This is a genomic window from Aurantivibrio infirmus (assembly GCF_054767315.1).
Window position 1 is genome coordinate 252,450 of sequence record NZ_BAAFSK010000002.1, and the last position, 17,827, is coordinate 270,276.

The window sequence follows — 17,827 nt, forward strand, 5'->3', positions numbered from 1 at the left end:
TAAAATTTTCGCGCATTAATAAGTTTAGTATTAAAAAAGGTAATTTTTGTGAGTACAGATTTAACTTGTTTTAAGGCCTATGATATTAGAGGCCGGGTGCCAGATGAATTAAATATTGATATCGCCTATCGCATAGGGCGAGCTTTTGCTGAATATCTAAATGCAAAAAAAATCGTTGTCGGTCATGATATTCGGCTAACGAGTCCAGAAATCACCAACGCTCTTGTTGATGGTATTACTGATGCTGGGGCGGATGTTATTCATATTGGTCAGTGTGGAACGGAAGAGATTTATTTTGCCGCTTTTCATCTCGATGTCGATGGGGGTGTTTGTGTGACGGCTAGCCACAACCCCATTGATTATAACGGCATGAAATTGGTGCGCGAAGGTTCAAAACCGATTAGTGGCGATACAGGTCTTTTAGATATTAAGGCCATGGCAGAAAAAAACGATTTTAAAAAAACAACTAACAAAGGCGAAGTTGTTTCACTCGACAATCGATCTGAATACATTAAGCATTTACTGACTTATGTCAATATAGACAACCTTAAGCCGTTAAAGATTGTTGTTAACGCGGGCAACGGTGGTGCCGGTATGGCCATCGATGCTATCGAAAAATATCTTCCTTTCGAATTTATAAAGATTCATCACGAGCCAGATGGGACTTTCCCTCACGGTATCCCTAATCCTTTGTTGCCCGAAAATAGGCCTGCGACGATTGAGGCAGTAAAACAACACGGTGCTGACTTTGGTATTGCTTGGGATGGTGATTTTGACCGATGTTTTTTCTTTGATGAAACCGGCGAATTTATCGAGGGTTATTACTTGGTAGGTTTGCTTGCCGAGGCCTTCTTAATTAAGTCGCCTGGCGCAAAAGTCGTTCATGACCCTCGCTTGATTTGGAATACGCAAAACATTGCAGAAAAAAATTCTGGTCTAGCAATCGAAAGTAAAACGGGCCACGCGTTTATTAAAGAGCGAATGCGTAAAGAGGATGCAATTTACGGTGGTGAAATGAGCGCCCATCATTATTTTAAAGATTTTGCTTATTGCGATAGTGGCATGATTCCTTGGTTGCTGGTGAGTGAGTTGGTGAGTGTTAAAAATAAAAGCCTATCAACCTTAGTGAGTGAATGTATTGCTGAGTTTCCCTGTAGTGGCGAGATAAATCGAAAAATTTCCGATCCAAAAGTGGCAATAGCTAAAGCGGAAGCGTTTTATGCTAAGAATGCACTCAGTGTTGAGCACGTCGATGGTTTGAGTGTCGCTTTTGAAGATTGGCGATTTAATTTACGCATGTCCAATACCGAACCGGTAGTTCGTTTGAACGTGGAGAGTAGGGGCGATATAAAATTGATGGAAGAAAAACGCGATGAGTTGTTGTCACTATTAGATTAATATTGATAAGAGTTAAGCAAATGGCCTCTGCAGAAATGTACGAGGCCATTTTTTTACTTTCGATTCTTGATGAGCGTAGTATTTAAGAAAGTTTATTTTGAAAGCAAGTCAATTAGTTGTTGAGTAGAGCCGTCAAGCCTATCGAGCTCATTTTTTTTGCTCGAAGTGAGCGCCGCATAGATCGGCCCGCTTAGCTGTTTGCCTAGCTCAACACCCCACTGGTCGAAAGCATTGGTATTGCTCAGCACACTCAACACAAATACTTTATGTTCGTATAACGCAATGAGTGCGCCCAAGTTTTTTGGTGATAACTCATCCATAATCAACGTGCTACTAGGGCGATTACCTGGAATCACTTTATGTTTTGCCAGTTCATTAGCTTGTTTTGCATCGAGGCCTGCATCCAGTAGTTCCTGTGTTGCTTGTGCTAAAGATTTACCTTGTAGCAAAGCCTGGCTTTGACTTAAGCAGCAGGCAATCAAATGTTCTTGTTGATGTTTCAATTTGTACTGAGAACGTTTGTTAATAATAAAATCTGCAGGAACACAACGATTTCCTTGGTGCAATAATTGGTGAAACGAATGTTGGCCGTTGGTTCCCTCGCTGCCCCAGATAATCATTCCTGTTGGACCATCGACCGGGCCGCCATCACGATCGACCGACTTACCTAAGCTTTCCATGTCGAGTTGTTGCAAAAAAGCCGGGAAGTGTTGGAGTAAGTTGTTGTAGGGCAAAATTACCTGGCTTTGTGCGTCCCAAAATTGGTTGTACCAAAACGCAATTAAGGCTTGAATTACAGGTAAATTATTTTTTGCTTCGGCGTTTCGAAAGTGCTCGTCCATTTCGTGCGCACCCTGCAATAAGTTTTTGAATTCTTTAAAGCCTATTGCTAACGCTATTGGTAAACCTATTGCTGACCATAGTGAGTAGCGCCCGCCAACCCAGTCCCACATTGGAAAAATATTATTTTCATCAATTCCAAATTCAACGGCGGTTTTGACATTAGCCGTTATTGAAACAAAATGTTTCGCAATATCGTTGTCCGTGCAATCGGCACTCTTCATCCAGCGGCGAGCAGACTTAGCATTTTCTAAAGTTTCTAGTGTAGTAAATGATTTTGAGGCGACGATAAATAATGTTGATTCAGGATTGAGTCCGGCGAGGCAAGTGGATATATCGGCACCATCTACGTTCGCAACAAAATGCACTTTAATTTGAGAAACATGAAAAGGCGTTAAAGCGGCAGTGGCCATACGAGGCCCCAAGTCTGAGCCGCCAATGCCAATATTAACGATATCAGTTATTGCTTTGCCGCTGAAGCCTCGCCATTCTTGACTGTGAATTTTATCCACGAAGGCTGACATCTTTTTTAAAGTGCCATGAACGGCCTGCTCTTCTTCGCTAGAGGTTCGTGGCGAGCGCAATGCGGTGTGCAGTACTTTTCTATTTTCAGTGTTGTTAATTTTTTCGCCTGAAAATAATTCGTTAATTTTGTCTTTTAATGAGGCTTCTTTGGTGAGCTGAACTAACAGATCGAGGGTTTCTTCATTAATGTGATTTTTAGAATAATCTAAAAATAAATCGCAGGCGGAGAGGGAGAGGGTGCTTGCCCGTCTGCTGTCTTTGTTGAATTCGTCGACAAGAGTTGTTTTATCCCACAGTTGTTTTTTTTCCCAGAGTGCTTGCCAAGAAGGGAGTCGTGAAGCAATAGAGTTTTTGGTTTGGGGCATCGGGCTTATCCATTTTAAAATTTTTGCGAACGGAGAGGTGTTCGCTAATCCGCATTATTTTTTCGCCAACCATTTACCAATAGGTTCTGTTTACAAGTTCTACTTAGTAGCTCCTGCTGATTGCGAAATTGGCCAATTCTTTCATTGCTTGTGAATATTCCGAATCTGAAATTCCATTTAAACAGTTAAGCGCTTGGTCGACGTGATATTTCGCTTTTTCTTGGGTGTATGTGAGGCCGTTATTCTCTTGGACAATGCTGACGATTTTATTTAACTGTTCACTTGAACCATTGCGGAGCGCATTTGCGATTATTTCCGCATCATTTGCTTCAGCATGTCGCATTGCAACGATGAGCGGTAGGGTTGGTTTGCCCTCCGATAAATCATCACCAATATTCTTGCCCAGTGTTTCCGCGTCGCCACTGTAGTCAAGCACGTCATCAACTAACTGAAACGCCATGCCAACGTGAAAGCCATATTGTTTTAATGCATCTATATCTGATGAACTTAGTTTCTTATGCGTAGATTGTGCCAACACCGCTGCTGTTTCGCAGGCGGCGGAAAATAAAATCGCAGTTTTTTTGTAGATGACTTCCATGTAAACGTCTTCGCTAACATCTGGGTTTTTAGCGTTAACGAGTTGTTGAACTTCGCCCTCAGAAATAATATTGGTGGTGTCGGCGAGAATATTCATGATTTTCATATTGCCGATTTCAACCATGAGTTGAAATGCACGGGAATACAGAAAATCGCCGACAAGTACGCTGGGCGCATTGCCCCATTTCGCATTCGCGGTGAGCCTGCCGCGTCGCAGGCTGGAAACATCTACCACGTCATCATGCAATAAGGTCGCCGTGTGAATAAATTCAATGATGGCGGCAAGTTTTAAAAATTCTTTGCTTTCGGTGCTCGCTAACGCATTGCTGGTAAGCAACACCAACAAAGGCCGCAAGCGTTTGCCTCCTGCTTCCACTAAGTAGTGGCCGATATTTTCGACAAGGTCTACGTCGGAATGGAGTTGATCAATGATGAGCTGATTAACGTCAGCGAAGTCGTTTTTTACAACTTGGTGAAAAGGGAGCATCCAGGAATCCGTGCTGAGGACAAAGCGATGAATCCTAGGGTTGCTCGTTAGTACTGTCAAGGTGAGAAGGTCGCAGGTCGACAAAGATCCAAGTAAAGTTTTTTGCATGGCAAGCCCTCTTCCTTGAGTTGAGGGTTCAGGTTCCCATGGCTGTGGGCGATGGGCTAAAACGCGGCGAAAGGTAATGCCGAAGCCCGGAGTTTTAGGGCCTTAAGGCATTGCGGACAGGGCGGATTTCCCGTAGAATCCCCGGCCCTGAATTTCAGATCTCAATCTAACGTCGCAAGCCCCCAAAGGGCCATTAGATTAAGCCGCAAAAATTTGTCTTTAATATGATTCTTGCAGCTGGCCGCTTCGTGACGTCCACCAGGCTAAGGCCTTATTTGGAGCAAGTATGTACGCAGTAATTGAAGCTGGCGGTAAGCAACACCGCGTAATCGAGGGTGAAACCCTTAAGCTGGAAAAAATTATCGGCGTTGAGCCAGGCGATAAAGTCGATTTCGACAGCGTCCTGCTTATCGCTAATGAAGGTGATGTCAAAATTGGCGCGCCGACAGTAGCAGGTGCCAAGGTAACAGCCGAGGTTGTTAGCATTGGTCGTCACGATAAAGTGAAAATCATCAAGTTCCGTCGACGTAAGCACCACATGAAGCGCCAAGGTCATCGTCAGTGGTATACCGAAGTAAAAATCACCGGGATTTCGGCTTAAGCCTCACATCCTTCGATAAAGATTATTCGTAGCTATTAATAGTTAACAACAGAATTTAAGGGAGCAAATCATGGCTCATAAAAAAGCAGGCGGTAGTACTCGTAACGGTCGCGATTCCGAAAGCAAGCGACTCGGTGTAAAACTTTTTGGTGGTCAGCAAGCCGTTGCTGGCAACATTATTGTTCGCCAAAGAGGTACTCAGTTTCACCCAGGAGTGAATGTAGGTATTGGTAAAGATCACACCCTATTCGCGAAAGCCGATGGTGCGATTAAATTTGAAGTTAAAGGCCCGAAAAACCGCCGTTTTGTCAGTGTGGTCAGCGCCTAGTTCCTTTGGCTCCGATCATAGAATCGGGGCATTGAGGACAGTTATAAAAAGAAGCCCCGTCTCTTGAGATGGGGCTTTTTTGTTTCAGAAAGTCGTTTAAAGTTCATCCACAGTTTTTGTAGTCAGTAGCCAATAAGAGAAATGCCATGAAATTTGTAGACGAGGCGCCAATCTCAGTCCATGCCGGTAATGGCGGTAGCGGCTGCCTGAGTTTTCGTCGAGAAAAATACATTCCCCGTGGCGGCCCTGATGGTGGCGATGGTGGTGATGGTGGCAGTATCTTCCTTGAGGCCAATGACAGTATTAATACCTTGGTGGATTATCGTTACCAACCAACGTACCGCGCGCAAACGGGAGAATCCGGCCGCGGTAAGGATTGCCGTGGTGCTAATGGTGAAGACTTAATCTTACCGGTACCGGTTGGTACAACAGTCATTGATACCGATAGCCAAGAAATAATTGGTGATCTAACGGAGGTCAATCAACGCTTGTTAGTGGCCCAGGGTGGGTTTCATGGCTTGGGTAATGCCCGCTTTAAGTCCAGTACTAACAGAGCGCCTCGCCAAACCTCACCCGGATCTCCTGGCGAACAGCGCAATCTCAAACTTGAAATGAAGGTCTTGGCGGATGTTGGCCTGTTGGGTTTGCCCAATGCCGGTAAATCGACATTTATTCGCGCTGTTTCCGCAGCCAAACCGAAAGTTGCGGATTATCCTTTTACCACGATGATTCCAAACCTCGGTGTCGTTCAGGTGCAAAAGCATCGTAGTTTTGTGATTGCAGATTTACCCGGCTTGGTGGTTGGTGCTTCGGAAGGCGCCGGGCTAGGAATTCGCTTTTTAAAGCATTTAACACGCTGTCGGATACTTTTGCATTTAGTTGATATGGCACCTTTCGATGGCTCGAGCCCTGCGGAAAACTTCCAGGCGATTCAGCGAGAATTGGAAATATTTAGCCCGACTTTAGCAAAGCGCGAGCAATGGCTTTTGCTCAACAAGATTGATCTGCTGCCCGAAGAGGAAATTGAGGAGCGCTGCGATGAATTAGTTAAAGCGATAAATTGGCAAGGCCGGGTGTGTAAAATCGCGGCAATCAGTAAGTCTGGTACAGAATCGTTGAGTGGCGAAATTCTTAATGTATTGGAAGAGTATTGGGAGCGTGAGGCGGAAGATCCTGATCTTGCTGAGGCAGAGATTCAACTGCAGAAGCAAATGCAAAGTGAGGCTCGCGAGCGCATCGATTTGCTCCGTGAACAAAGGCGTCAGTTGCGAAAATCCGGTCAAGCCGATGATGAAGATGAAGACGACGATGATTATGATGTTGAAGTGAGCTACACGCCCTAAGTCGATACTTCGTCATGACAGTTTATTAACGTGAACCCTACCAATTAAGCAGCTCTACTAAGTAAAACTAAAGCGATGACTGAATTTAAAAGTAATCAAATAACGGCAAGTGCCAAACAACGTTGGGTCATAAAGATTGGTAGCGCTTTGTTGACCAATAATGGCCAGGGTCTTGATGTTGAGGCAATTAATGTCTGGGTTGCGCAGATGGCGCAGTTGAAAGATTACGATATTGAATATGTATTGGTTTCGTCGGGTGCCGTTGCGGCAGGAATGAATCGTCTGGGTTGGGAAATTCGCCCAACTGCAATTCATGAGCTGCAGGCGGCGGCGGCAGTTGGTCAAATGGGCTTGGTGCAAACCTATGAGCAAGCCTTTCAGAAATTTGGTTTGCATACCGCACAAGTCTTAGTGGATCACGACGACTTGAGCAATCGTCAGCGCTATCTAAACGCGCGCTCTACGCTGAAGACTTTGATGTCCTTGGGAGTGATTGCGGTCATCAATGAAAATGACACCGTGGTGACGGATGAGATCCGCTTTGGCGACAACGATACTCTTGCGGCTTTAGTCGCCAACCTAATTGACGCCGACAAGTTGATTATCCTCACCGATCAAGACGGCATGTTTGATGCCGATCCCCGTAAAAATCCACAAGCGAAGTTAATTAAGAATGCTGCCGTCGATGACGATCGCCTAAAGCAGATGGCTTCTGAGGGTGGGAGTTTAGGTCGCGGTGGAATGATTACCAAAGTTAAAGCCGCTAAGCTGGCTGCTCGCTCTGGCGCCAGTACAGTTATTGTTGGTGGGCGTATCGACAATGTTCTATTAAAAATTGCCGCAGGTGATTCGCTTGGCACGACCTTGGATGCCAGTCAGCAGCCTCAAGCCGCCAGAAAACGTTGGCTGGCGGGCCAGTTGCAATCGCGAGGAACTCTGAGTTTGGATGCCGGGGCGGTCAAAGTACTGCGTCAGCAAGGGCGAAGCTTATTGCCTGTCGGTGTTAAGTCAGTTCAGGGTGAGTTTACCCGTGGAGATATGGTCATTTGCCTTGATACTAATGGCGCTGAGATCGCTCGCGGCTTGGTTAATTACAGCAGTGAGGAGTCCCGGCGCATTGCTGGTCATGCTAGCGCTGAAATCGAAGCGCTACTGGGTTACCAAGACGATGAGGAATTGATTCATCGCGATAACTTGGTGTTGTTATAGGCGCAGGCCGCAAAATTTGAGGACAAAAAAAGCCGCTGGCAATGACTTGTCAGCGGCTTTTTTAATGGCGAGTTACTTATCTGAGCTATCGCTCAAATATGAACTTAAATTAGGCGGCGATAGCTTTAATCTGAGCATTTAAGCGGCTTTTATGACGAGCTGCTTTATTCTTATGAATGATGCCTTTGTCGGCCATGCGATCGATAACCGGTACAGCGGCTGAATAGGCGCTTTTCGCTGCCTCAACATCTTTGGCTTCAATTGCCGCTATTACCTTCTTGAGGTAGGTGCGCACCATAGAGCGCAAGCTGGCGTTATGTGCACGTGCTTTAACATTCTGGCGAGCACGTTTCTTCGATTGGGGAAAATTAGCCACAAGAGCTCCTATCTTTCTTAAATTCTAATAAATTCTTTAACAATTATTAGCGAGCTGAATAGCTGCCCGCTAAGTAATTTGAGGCGCGACATTATGCCGGTTTCATAAACAGTGTCAACCAATTGTGCCGCCAGGACGTCAATCAGTATGGTTTCCTCAGTGGGTATGGTGAACTGGCTGGTCCGGGGACGATAGGCTCATGAACCCTGGGAAGCTGGCAATATAATCACAAACTCGACTCCCTTACCGCCTTTGCGATTGCGAGCAGATACCTGGCCGCCGTGAAAGTCGACAATTAAACGAACAATGTATAAACCCAGCCCCAAATGTGTGCCGTCGTCTTTGGGCTTGTTGGCTTTGGCAGATTCAGTGGGCGCTTCCTTGCCATCTCGCACCGAAACCAGTGAATCGAATAGCTGACCTTGCATATGTTCTGGAAGTGGAGGGCCATCATTACTCACGATAAGTAGAAGATCTTGTTTGGAGCGGGAGAGGGCAATCTCAATAACACCGCCTTTGGGGCAAAAGTCGGCGGCGTTATCCACCAGTTTATCGAGCATTTGGACGATCAAATCTGGAGAGCCGCGGCTTGAAAAGCCATCGGCGTGTTCTTCGAAACGCGTTGAGATAGTGAGACCTTGATAAGTATCTTGATAGGCTTTGCCCAACTCTGAAAGCAGTTGATCAAGAGCGAAAGTTTCCACTTGGGCTTGACCAATACTTTCTTCGATACGATTCGCCGCACTCATAGCGTTTAGGATGCTGGCCAAACGATTACTGCCATCGAGTGCTCGTGAAGTATATTCCGCCGCATCTCTACTCAGCGTTTCGTGTTCAAGATTTTCGAGGGAAGAGCGAACAACCGCTAAGGGTGTACGCAATTCGTGAGATAACTTGCTGGATAACGTGCGTAAGTAATCTGTGTAATCACGGAGACGTGACAAAAGTTGCGCGTAACTTCGTGTTAAATCACCTATCTCATCCCGAGCTTTGGAATGGATAAAATCATTGCGAATTTTTCCATCATCGCCGATCGCATTGTCAGCGGCATGATTTAAACGGCGAATGCGATAGGACAATAATGAGGCGTAAGCCAATAAAACAAAACCGACCACAGCAATGCCCATAACGGTGTAGAAAAATAATCGGTTGAAAGCGGAATTTGATCCCGCGACTAAAGAATTACTACTCTCTTCAACGGTAACTGCGCCGATTACCTCTCCGTCTAATAAAATGGGTGAAGCAACACGACCAACACCCTGGGTATTATTCTGATACCAATTTGCACTTGCTGATCCGGCTAAGGCAGCAATTATTTCTTCACCATCTAGACGACCACTAACACGAGCATTTTCATAAGGTGGAAAATTTTGATTTCCTAAAACTGCACGATATATTTTTTCGAGTAGCAGATCCGAAATGTTATCCCTGGTAACGATTGTTGTTTGCTCTGGCAGTTCACCGCTTTGTGTTAAGAGCCACTGTTTTTTATCAACTACGGTGATCACCTGGCCTTTATTACTGTATGGCCTGAGTATGTTTTTTAACGAAGGTGCCGGACTCGCCCAAGGTGTTGGATTCGAATCCTTAGCAATCGTACCCAAATATTTTGCTTGATCGTTATCGGATCTTGAAAAAAAATCTCTCGCTTCGTTTGGCGATGAATCAAAATTTGAGAACCCGTCTCCATCGGTATTATTTTCTTGCTTGCTCAAGCCGGAGTCCACATAACTCAGGTCGAGATAATCACCAATTACACGTTCGGGAGATTGAAATTCGATTGCGTAACCGTTCCGAGTTTGTCGCCATTCACCGCGAATTTGATATTCTTGACGAATGTCCCCGGCATCGTTTATATGCCTCGCGGTAAAGCTACCTGGTCCGCTGGTACGAATAAAATAATTTACTATTTTTCCTTCGTGTAAGGTTCTTAAAACGATATGATCGCCACTGGCAATAAAAGTTTTTTGAGGATTGTGCCAATCTTCGGTGGCATCGATTACTTCGAAATAAAAATACAGGGTGCCACCAAGTTTTCCGGTATAAACATCGAGTGAGGTAATCGAAGTGTTGGAGGCCGCGCTAGCATTTACCAATTCGTCGGAAGGCGATTCCGAAAAATGCAAAGGTGAAAATTCAAATGCCTGCCAATCATCACCAAAACCATCGACAATGGCGGGCGTGGTTAAAGCATGAAAATATATCTGTTGTTTGCCGTCGAGGAGTTGGGAATATTTCTCTGGATTTATGATCAAGCTTTCGCTTGCTAATCTTGCTGCAATTGCTTGCGTAGTCGCTTTTAAGGCACCGGTTTGCCCATCGCGTAATACATTTTCCATTTCGCGAATATACTGGCAGCCAGCCCAAGGCAAATACAAGATAAATAAGCTGACTATTAAAAGCTGCCGTCGTAAACGCATTAAAGGAACCTCTGAATAAATAGCATGTGTTCACGCTAGCGGTGTCACAGATTTTATGCTCCTGCAAATCTGCATACAATACATCCTATATATAAGCGCCGTGCTCGACAAAAGTGTTTGGAACACCTTTGATTGCTAAGGTAACCCGAAGGGTGGAAAACGGGACGGTTTTTATAAATCCTCAATTACTTCGTGTACGCCCAACATGGATGTTGGAAGTGCAGAAGCAACTTTCTACAACTGCGGTTCGTCGCTCACGCACTTCCTGCGCAAGCTTCATGCTATTTTTTAAAAAATAAAAACTAATTATCATTTGACCAACGATATCCCATGCCGTATGCGGTATGAAGATCATCGAAGTTTTCATCGAGTTGTTGGAATTTTTTTCTAATTCTTTTTATGTGAGATGTTATTGAGTTATCGTCAAGCACAACATTCGCTGCATCCATTAGTTGTTGCCGGTTTTTTACATGGCCTGGACGTTTCGCGAGCGCATACACAATCCAAAACTCCGTTACTGTTAAATTAACAGGCACTTCGCCCCAATGAGTCGACATGCGATCAAGGTTTAGTTGTAATTTTCCGCGTTCAATTTTTTGATCTTCACTGACGGGTCGCTGTAAGGCATCGATTCGACGGAATAGGGCAACAATGCGCGCTAACATATGAGGCTGACTAATATCTTTGGTGAGATAATCATCTGCGCCTAAGCGCAAACCTGAAATTGCATCGAGCTCGCTATCGCGCGCCGATAAAAAAATGATGGGTAGGTTGGGCGCCATTGAACGTAATTCGCGGCACAAATCAAAGCCACCCTCGATTTCATCTTCGAGGCCAACATCGATAATCGCGAGGTCAGGCAGTTTTAGTTTGAAACCTTCAAGCGCTTCAGGGCGATTTTTGAAATGTTTTACTCGAAAACCTTGGCGAGCCAAAGAGTCACGATAGTTGGCAGCTAAGGCCATTTCATCTTCTACAATTGCGATTTCTCTATTCATAATCTCACTCTAAGTGCTGCGGAACATTAGCATAATTATGTTATTGACGGGTAGTGTTTGGCGAAAAGGTGAAGCTTAAATTTGTAGATCAAAAAAGGCCTAGCATATTTCATCTAGGCCAAACAGGGCTCTGGAGTGAGCTTGGTGTGCTGACTAAACTTCCGTGATCTAGTCAGCCACTTCCGTGTGTAATTTCCAATTGGGTATCTCCAAAAATTGTCTTTTTCCGCGAGAGCTGCGTCACCGAAAAATGCTCCTGCACTTTCGGCATACCGTACTTCCTGTACATAGCCTCCGTGCTCGACAAAAGTGTTTGGAACACTTTTGATTGCGAAAGCAACCCGTAGGGTGAAAACCAGGAAGGTTTTCATAAATCCTCATTTACTTTCTGCAACTGCGGTTCGTCACTCTCGCACGTCCTGTGCTTCGCGACACTTGTGCATCCGTGCACATCGTCCGCGCGGTGCTTCCTCGCTCTCACGAAAAGATCCTAATTTTTAAAGGTACCCAAAAAGCGAATCTATAAATAAAAATCACCGTTATAAGACCTTGGTGGCTTTTAGTGAGCTTGCACTACAGCGTTGACGGTGACAGGACTGAAAATTTCGATATCAACACGTCGATCAATTGCGTAAGACTCATAATCGCCTTTCAATGACCTTGATAAGTTTGCACCAACCGCACGTCTTTCAATTCGGTAATTTTGGATCCCTGCCGCAATCAGCGATTGTTGAACACTGATGGCGCGATGGTCTGAAAGTACGTTGTTATACTCATCGGTGCCACGAGGATCGGCGTGACCAGTTAAGCGCACGGAAAGTCCGGGATGTTTTTGCAAAAAACTGGCTAGTGCAGAGACACGCGCTTTACCCCGATCGGTTAGTTGATCCGCCCCGGTGTGAAATAAAACTTGAAACTCTAGTTTGTCCAATGCGATTTCTGACAGTTCCCCGACTTTAGAATCCGCTGTTAACAATTGTGTTTTTAATTCCGCAACTTGCATTTCTTTCTCCGCTAGTTCTAGTTCAGTGATTTTCGCCTCATCAGCTTTTTTAATTTGCTCTCCGAAGTAGGCGCCGCCAATCGCGCCAATGAAAAATCCTAGCGGCCCACCTGCAACGCCGCCAATAATCGCTGAGCTGGTTATTGTGGCTCCCTGTTTAATTCCCGTAGCGGTTTCCCCTGCCGATGCGAGTGGGGTAGTTGAAGCGGATACCGCGGCGATGCTGGTGGCCAATAATAATTTTTTCATTGTAATGTCCTCTCTGTTTTATTCGCACGATGCCTTTCAATGAAAGGATGCTTTAAATTAAAAAATATTTTTTTATAAAAACGTAAGCGGGATAAGATTTTGCAGTAGCCGTTTCCCTTGCGCTTAAACACAGTAAACAAAAACATTGGGTAGCTAGAATGTTGCAAAAGCGGTGATGTTGGGATCAATTGTGGCGAAATAAGGCAGGCCGAGAGGGGGTGAAAGAAGGGGCAAGCAGGGCTAAAAACAAGCTCGATAATCTCATACAGGCTTACATGTTTTTACTTTCCCTAGGGAGCATCCACGCTTGAGAAGGCCTATCACAGTAGGTAAAGTAAGCGTCTGTCAATTCTTCGATGTTTATCCAAACACCGCCCGCCATAGCAAAAATAATAAAGGTGTTGTTGCGGAGAAGCACAATATAAAAACGATAAATCGAGAGAACTTCCTATGAACAAAGCAACCCAGCAACTTATCAACCAGAGCAAAACCTTCTTGCTCTTGCTCCTGGCCTGCGTTTTTGGTTTAAGTGCCTGCAGTGAAAACACTAATCAACAATCGGAACATATTGGAGAGGGAAGTGGCAATCAGCTACCCCGGATGGCCAACGGCAAACCCAGCCTACAAGGTATTTGGACAAATGTGTCGGTAACTGACTTGCAACGTAAAGAGGGTGTTGAATCCTTAGTGCTGTCGCCTCAAGTTGCTGCGGAAATAGAGGGTCGTGACTTTTACAATATCCGCACTAAAGAAGATGCGCTACCGAATAGCCCTGAGGAGAACGCTACTCTGCTTGATGGCAGCGATCTCTTATCCGGCGGTGGTTATAACGCTTTCTGGGTCGACACGGGCAGTCACCATGGTTTGGTTAAAGGGGAGATTCGTTCATCGTGGATTGTTGATCCAGAGAATGGTCGCATACCTTTTTCAGAGGCCGGTCGTGAAAAGCGGGCAGCATTGCGAGCGACTCGTAGCAACGATGGCCCAGAAGGGCGTACTTTATCAGACCGCTGTTTGATGGGCTTTGGCGGTACCGCCGGTCCGCCGATGCTAAATGTTCTCTACAACAATACTTACCAAATTGTCCAAACTGACGATCATTTAATGATTCTGGTAGAAATGATTCACGATGCTCGCATTATTCCCATCAGAGACAGCCGTCAGCAAAGTGTCAGCTTACCGCGCTGGGCGGGAAATTCATCTGCCTATTGGGAGGGCGATACCTTGGTTGTTGAAACCACAAATTGGAATCAGCAACAAGCGAGTCGCGGGCCAGTGTATATGTCTGAGACTGGTAAGGTCACCGAGCGTTTTACGCGTTATTCAGAACAACAAATATTTTATGAGTTTTTGGTCGAAGATTCGGAGTATTATTCCCAGCCTTGGCGAGGTGAAATGAGTTTTAATGTCACCGAAGGACCGGTTCACGAATATGCTTGTCATGAAGGTAATTACGCATTACCGGGAATCTTGCAAGGTGCTCGAGTGCAAGAAGCTGCGGGTCAAGAATCGATTGCGACGGATGAAGATGAAGGTTAAAAAATCGGATTGACGATGAATTTAATTTTATTACGTCTATTTATAAACGACAGAAAATTCGTTCTTCTATAAATTAGGTCTCCTATAAAAATCAGAGTTAAATAATGACGTATAAATTCGATGAAGAATTTAAAAAAGTTTTGGAAGGGTTACCTGCCAGCACCTTGCAAGATGTCAAAAAATCTCGTCAACACTTTGAACAGTTAGCGCAAGCGAGGAACGCCAATATCGATACGTCGGGATTAACGATTGAAGATAAAGACGTGTTTGTCGAATCGTGTTCGCAATCAGTAAAAGTTAGGTTGTATATTCCGCAACAACTAATTTCTCAAGAAAAAAATACTAAACATGGAGATGCTAAGGTTTCCGCCTTGGTTTATGTACATGGGGGTGGTTACGTTCTGGGTAGTCTGGAAACAGATCATGCTGCGGCGGCAAGATATGCAAAACGTTTAGGGATTGTCGTAGTTTCAGTTGACTATCGATTAGCGCCGGAGAATCCGTTTCCCGCAGGTCTACATGATTGTTATGCCGCACTTTGTTGGCTGTATGAGCAGGCAGATAGTTTGTCCGTTGATAAGAATCGTATCGGTATTTATGGCGTAAGTGCGGGCGGAGGATTGTCTGCAGCGGTGACGTTGTTGGCGAGAGATAAATCGGGGCCAGCAATTTGCTTTCAGTGTCTTTGTATTCCTGAGCTTGATGATCGCATGACAACGCCGAGTGCGCGTCAATTTGTGGATACGCCGATTTGGGATCGAGCAAAAGGTGAGTTGAGTTGGACTTATTATTTGGGCGATGACTACTCCCGAGGCAGTGAAAATGTACCGGCGTTAGCTGCTCCAGGTCGAGAAAGTAATTTTGAAAACCTGCCACCGGCTTACATTAATACCATGGAGTTCGATCCATTGCGCGATGAGGGTATTCTCTACGCAATGAATTTGATGGCAGCAGGTGTTCCTGTCGAATTGCATAATTATCCCGGTACTTTTCATGGTTCTACCCAATTTATTGCGGATGTGAGTAAACGTCAGATTAATGAGTTAACAGATGCCTTACGTCGAGGACTTAAAATTTCTAGCTAATACAATGGCGTTATTTTTTATAACTTCCCAAGATTAGTTCGTCGAAAAAATTCGTATCAATTAATAAATCAAAGGATGGTTGCTATGCGAAAAATTATTTTACTGTTGAGCTTGGTATCGTTATGGGTAAACGCTGAGGAAGGCATGTGGCAGCCTTATCAGCTACCAGCCTTGAAAACCCAGTTAACGTCACTGGGTTTGGAGTTAGACCCGAGCAAGTTAAATAGTCTTGATGAATTTCCTATGAATGCCATTGTCAGTTTGGGTGGTTGCAGTGCATCTTTTGTGTCACCAAAAGGTTTGGTCGTTACAAATCATCATTGTGTTTATGGTTCAGTGCAGTTTAACAGTACGCCGGAAAATAATTTGCTGGAAAACGGTTTTCTCGCCAAAGATTTTTCGGCGGAATTACCCGCAGTTCCCGGCTCGCGTGTTTACGTTACCGAGTCCGTTACCAATGTGAGTGACTCGGTATTGGCTGGTGTCAGCGAAAACATGAGCGGGCTTGAGCGCTATCAGCTTATCGAAGCAAACGAAAAAGCCTTAATCGCCGATTGCGAGAAAACTGAAATTCATCGTTGTAGTGTGCCCTCCTTTCATCATGGATTGGAATACTTTTTAGTTAAACAATTAGAAATCCGCGATGTGCGTCTAGTGTATGCCCCGGCAACAAGTATCGGTAAGTACGGCGGCGATATCGATAATTGGCAGTGGCCGCGGCATACTGGGGATTTTGGTTTTTATCGGGCCTATGTCGGAAGTGATGGCAAGCCAAACGACTACAGTGCGGACAATGTTCCCTATGTGCCGGCGAGTTTTTTACAAATTTCCGCAACAGGATTGCAAGCGGGAGATTTTGTTATGGCAGCGGGCTACCCCGGTAGTACCAACCGATACCGAACAGCGCAAGAAATCGAAAATCAATTTACCTGGTTTTATCCAAAGGCAAGAAAACTGCGCGAAGACCTAATGGATATTATCGTGATGAATTCGGAGGAGGGAAGCGAAGCGCGAATCAGTTACGAAAGTACTTTTGCAAGTTTATCGAATTATGCAAAAAACTATCAATCGATGACGGAGAGTTTTCAGCACAGTGATTTTTTACAGCGTCGCCAAGCGATGGAAGCTGAATTGGCACAATGGTTATCAGAAGATAGTACACGGCAAAAAAAATACGGTAGTGCGGTAAGTGAGCTCAATACTTTGATTGAACAAAACCAGTCGACTAAGGAACTCGATCTGGTGATGTCTTATTTTTCTTATGCAAGTTTGCCATCGGTAGCCGCTCAACTTTATCGCTTAGCCTTGGAAAAACAAAAGCCAGATGAAGAACGCGAGCCTGGCTACCAAGAGCGTGACGCCATTCGCTTTGAGCAATCCTTACGCCGCTTATCGCGACGTTATGATGAAACAATTGATAACGCCATGCTTGATCATATGTTGCTTCAGTATGCGAAGTTACCACGACAACAACGAATTGCTTCTTACGATAAGTTTTTTAAGATAAGTGATTCGGTTGATCTTAAAAAAATCCATAAACAAACATCCAAGCTATATAAGAAATCTACCTTGGACAAAGAAAATATACGCCTCGAGTGGATGAATAAATCAGTTGAAGATTTTCAAAAAAGCAAAGATCCTTTTATTCAGTATGCAGTCGCAACGCACGAAGAGCGGATGCAACGCGAGTTGGCCGACAAAGAGCTATACGGACAATTTCAAATATGGCGCCCTCGTTACATGGAAGCTTTAATCCAATTCAATCAGAGTAAAGGCAAGATTATCTACGCCGATGCCAACAGTACTTTACGGGTAACGTTCGGTCGTTTACTGGGGAACCAGCCTAAAGATGGATTAGTCAATCGACCCTTTACACGCCTTGAGGGGATTCTAGAAAAGGATACGGGTGTTGATCCTTTTAATGCACCTAAACAGCAGCTCGAATTGATTAAACGAAAAAATTACGCCGGTTACACGCTCGAAGATATTGATTCCGTCCCAGTCAATTTTTTAACGACGCTGGATATTACTGGGGGTAATTCTGGTTCGGCGACTTTGAATAGCAAAGGTCAACTAGTTGGACTGTTATTTGACGGTGTGTATGAAAGTATTATCGGCGATTGGGATTTTGATGAAGAAAAAAATCGCGCGATATCAGTAGACACCCGTTACATGCTCTGGGTTATGACTTTACTTGACGAAGCAACTAATTTATTGGAAGAAATGGATATTGTCCATTGAGTCTTATGAGTTGACATTAATTGCCAGGCCCCTTTTGGGGTGCTGGCAACCGTTTCCTACGAGAATATTTCATTAACTAGGTCTCATTATTTTAGGAACCCCTTCGCGTAATCCC

At 44.7% G+C, this 17,827-nt stretch carries 15 protein-coding genes; 8 read left to right on the forward strand and 7 right to left on the reverse strand.

The annotated features are described in order from the left end of the window. The first annotated feature begins 48 nt into the window (after positions 1 to 48). Positions 49 to 1,398 carry a phosphohexomutase domain-containing protein gene (locus tag ACYUCY_RS04845; RefSeq protein WP_460225335.1) on the forward strand — a complete coding sequence of 450 codons (1,350 nt, stop codon included), beginning with the start codon at positions 49 to 51 and terminating at the stop codon, positions 1,396 to 1,398. 92 nt (positions 1,399 to 1,490) lie between these two features. Here ACYUCY_RS04845 and pgi read toward each other — a convergent pair whose 3' ends face one another. Continuing rightward, on the reverse strand, positions 1,491 to 3,128 hold the full coding sequence (gene pgi / locus ACYUCY_RS04850; RefSeq protein WP_460225336.1) for a glucose-6-phosphate isomerase: 1,638 nt from the start codon (positions 3,126 to 3,128) through the stop codon (positions 1,491 to 1,493). Between the two features lie 103 nt (positions 3,129 to 3,231). Next, positions 3,232 to 4,212 carry a polyprenyl synthetase family protein gene (locus ACYUCY_RS04855; RefSeq protein ID WP_460225708.1) on the reverse strand — a complete coding sequence of 327 codons (981 nt, stop codon included), beginning with the start codon at positions 4,210 to 4,212 and terminating at the stop codon, positions 3,232 to 3,234. A 394-nt stretch (positions 4,213 to 4,606) separates the two neighbouring features. On the opposite strand from ACYUCY_RS04855, the gene rplU reads away from it, so the two are divergent. The 4 genes from rplU (at position 4,607) to proB (ending at position 7,801) form a co-directional block, all read left to right on the forward strand. Beyond that, on the forward strand, positions 4,607 to 4,921 hold the full coding sequence (gene rplU / locus ACYUCY_RS04860; RefSeq protein ID WP_460225337.1) for a 50S ribosomal protein L21: 315 nt from the start codon (positions 4,607 to 4,609) through the stop codon (positions 4,919 to 4,921). A gap of 70 nt (positions 4,922 to 4,991) precedes the next feature. Further along, a complete protein-coding gene (rpmA, locus tag ACYUCY_RS04865; RefSeq protein WP_460225338.1) occupies positions 4,992 to 5,249 on the forward strand; it encodes a 50S ribosomal protein L27 in 258 nt (85 codons plus the stop codon). A 146-nt stretch (positions 5,250 to 5,395) separates the two neighbouring features. Beyond that, positions 5,396 to 6,592, forward strand: a complete 1,197-nt coding sequence (gene cgtA, locus ACYUCY_RS04870; protein WP_460225339.1) for an Obg family GTPase CgtA — start codon at positions 5,396 to 5,398, stop codon at positions 6,590 to 6,592. A 75-nt stretch (positions 6,593 to 6,667) separates the two neighbouring features. After that, complete coding sequence (proB, locus tag ACYUCY_RS04875; protein ID WP_460225340.1) at positions 6,668 to 7,801, forward strand: glutamate 5-kinase; 1,134 nt, start codon at positions 6,668 to 6,670, stop codon at positions 7,799 to 7,801. Positions 7,802 to 7,910: 109 nt separating this feature from the next. On the opposite strand, the gene rpsT is transcribed toward proB, so the two are convergent. The 5 genes from rpsT to ACYUCY_RS04900 all read right to left on the reverse strand — a co-directional run bounded on the left by rpsT (position 7,911) and on the right by ACYUCY_RS04900 (position 12,847). Further along, the gene (gene rpsT / locus ACYUCY_RS04880; protein WP_460225341.1) at positions 7,911 to 8,177 is read right to left on the reverse strand and encodes a 30S ribosomal protein S20; all 267 of its coding nucleotides are present in this window, start codon (positions 8,175 to 8,177) and stop codon (positions 7,911 to 7,913) included. Positions 8,178 to 8,374: 197 nt separating this feature from the next. Next, entirely contained in the window at positions 8,375 to 10,597 is a 2,223-nt protein-coding gene (locus ACYUCY_RS04885) for an ATP-binding protein (protein ID WP_460225342.1), read from the reverse strand. 302 nt (positions 10,598 to 10,899) lie between these two features. Then, on the reverse strand, positions 10,900 to 11,595 hold the full coding sequence (pdsR, locus tag ACYUCY_RS04890) for a proteobacterial dedicated sortase system response regulator (RefSeq protein WP_460225343.1): 696 nt from the start codon (positions 11,593 to 11,595) through the stop codon (positions 10,900 to 10,902). 113 nt (positions 11,596 to 11,708) lie between these two features. Continuing rightward, positions 11,709 to 11,966: a hypothetical protein gene (locus ACYUCY_RS04895; RefSeq protein ID WP_460225344.1), complete on the reverse strand. Its 258-nt coding sequence runs from the start codon at positions 11,964 to 11,966 to the stop codon at positions 11,709 to 11,711. A 188-nt stretch (positions 11,967 to 12,154) separates the two neighbouring features. Next, on the reverse strand, positions 12,155 to 12,847 hold the full coding sequence (locus ACYUCY_RS04900; protein WP_460225345.1) for an OmpA family protein: 693 nt from the start codon (positions 12,845 to 12,847) through the stop codon (positions 12,155 to 12,157). Between the two features lie 450 nt (positions 12,848 to 13,297). Between ACYUCY_RS04900 and ACYUCY_RS04905 the strand changes: the two genes are divergently transcribed. The 3 genes from ACYUCY_RS04905 to ACYUCY_RS04915 all read left to right on the forward strand — a co-directional run bounded on the left by ACYUCY_RS04905 (position 13,298) and on the right by ACYUCY_RS04915 (position 17,712). After that, positions 13,298 to 14,386, forward strand: a complete 1,089-nt coding sequence (locus tag ACYUCY_RS04905) for a hypothetical protein (RefSeq protein WP_460225346.1) — start codon at positions 13,298 to 13,300, stop codon at positions 14,384 to 14,386. 104 nt (positions 14,387 to 14,490) lie between these two features. Then, positions 14,491 to 15,471, forward strand: a complete 981-nt coding sequence (locus ACYUCY_RS04910; RefSeq protein WP_460225347.1) for an alpha/beta hydrolase — start codon at positions 14,491 to 14,493, stop codon at positions 15,469 to 15,471. Between the two features lie 84 nt (positions 15,472 to 15,555). Continuing rightward, positions 15,556 to 17,712 carry a S46 family peptidase gene (locus tag ACYUCY_RS04915; protein WP_460225348.1) on the forward strand — a complete coding sequence of 719 codons (2,157 nt, stop codon included), beginning with the start codon at positions 15,556 to 15,558 and terminating at the stop codon, positions 17,710 to 17,712. Positions 17,713 to 17,827: the final 115 nt, after the last annotated feature.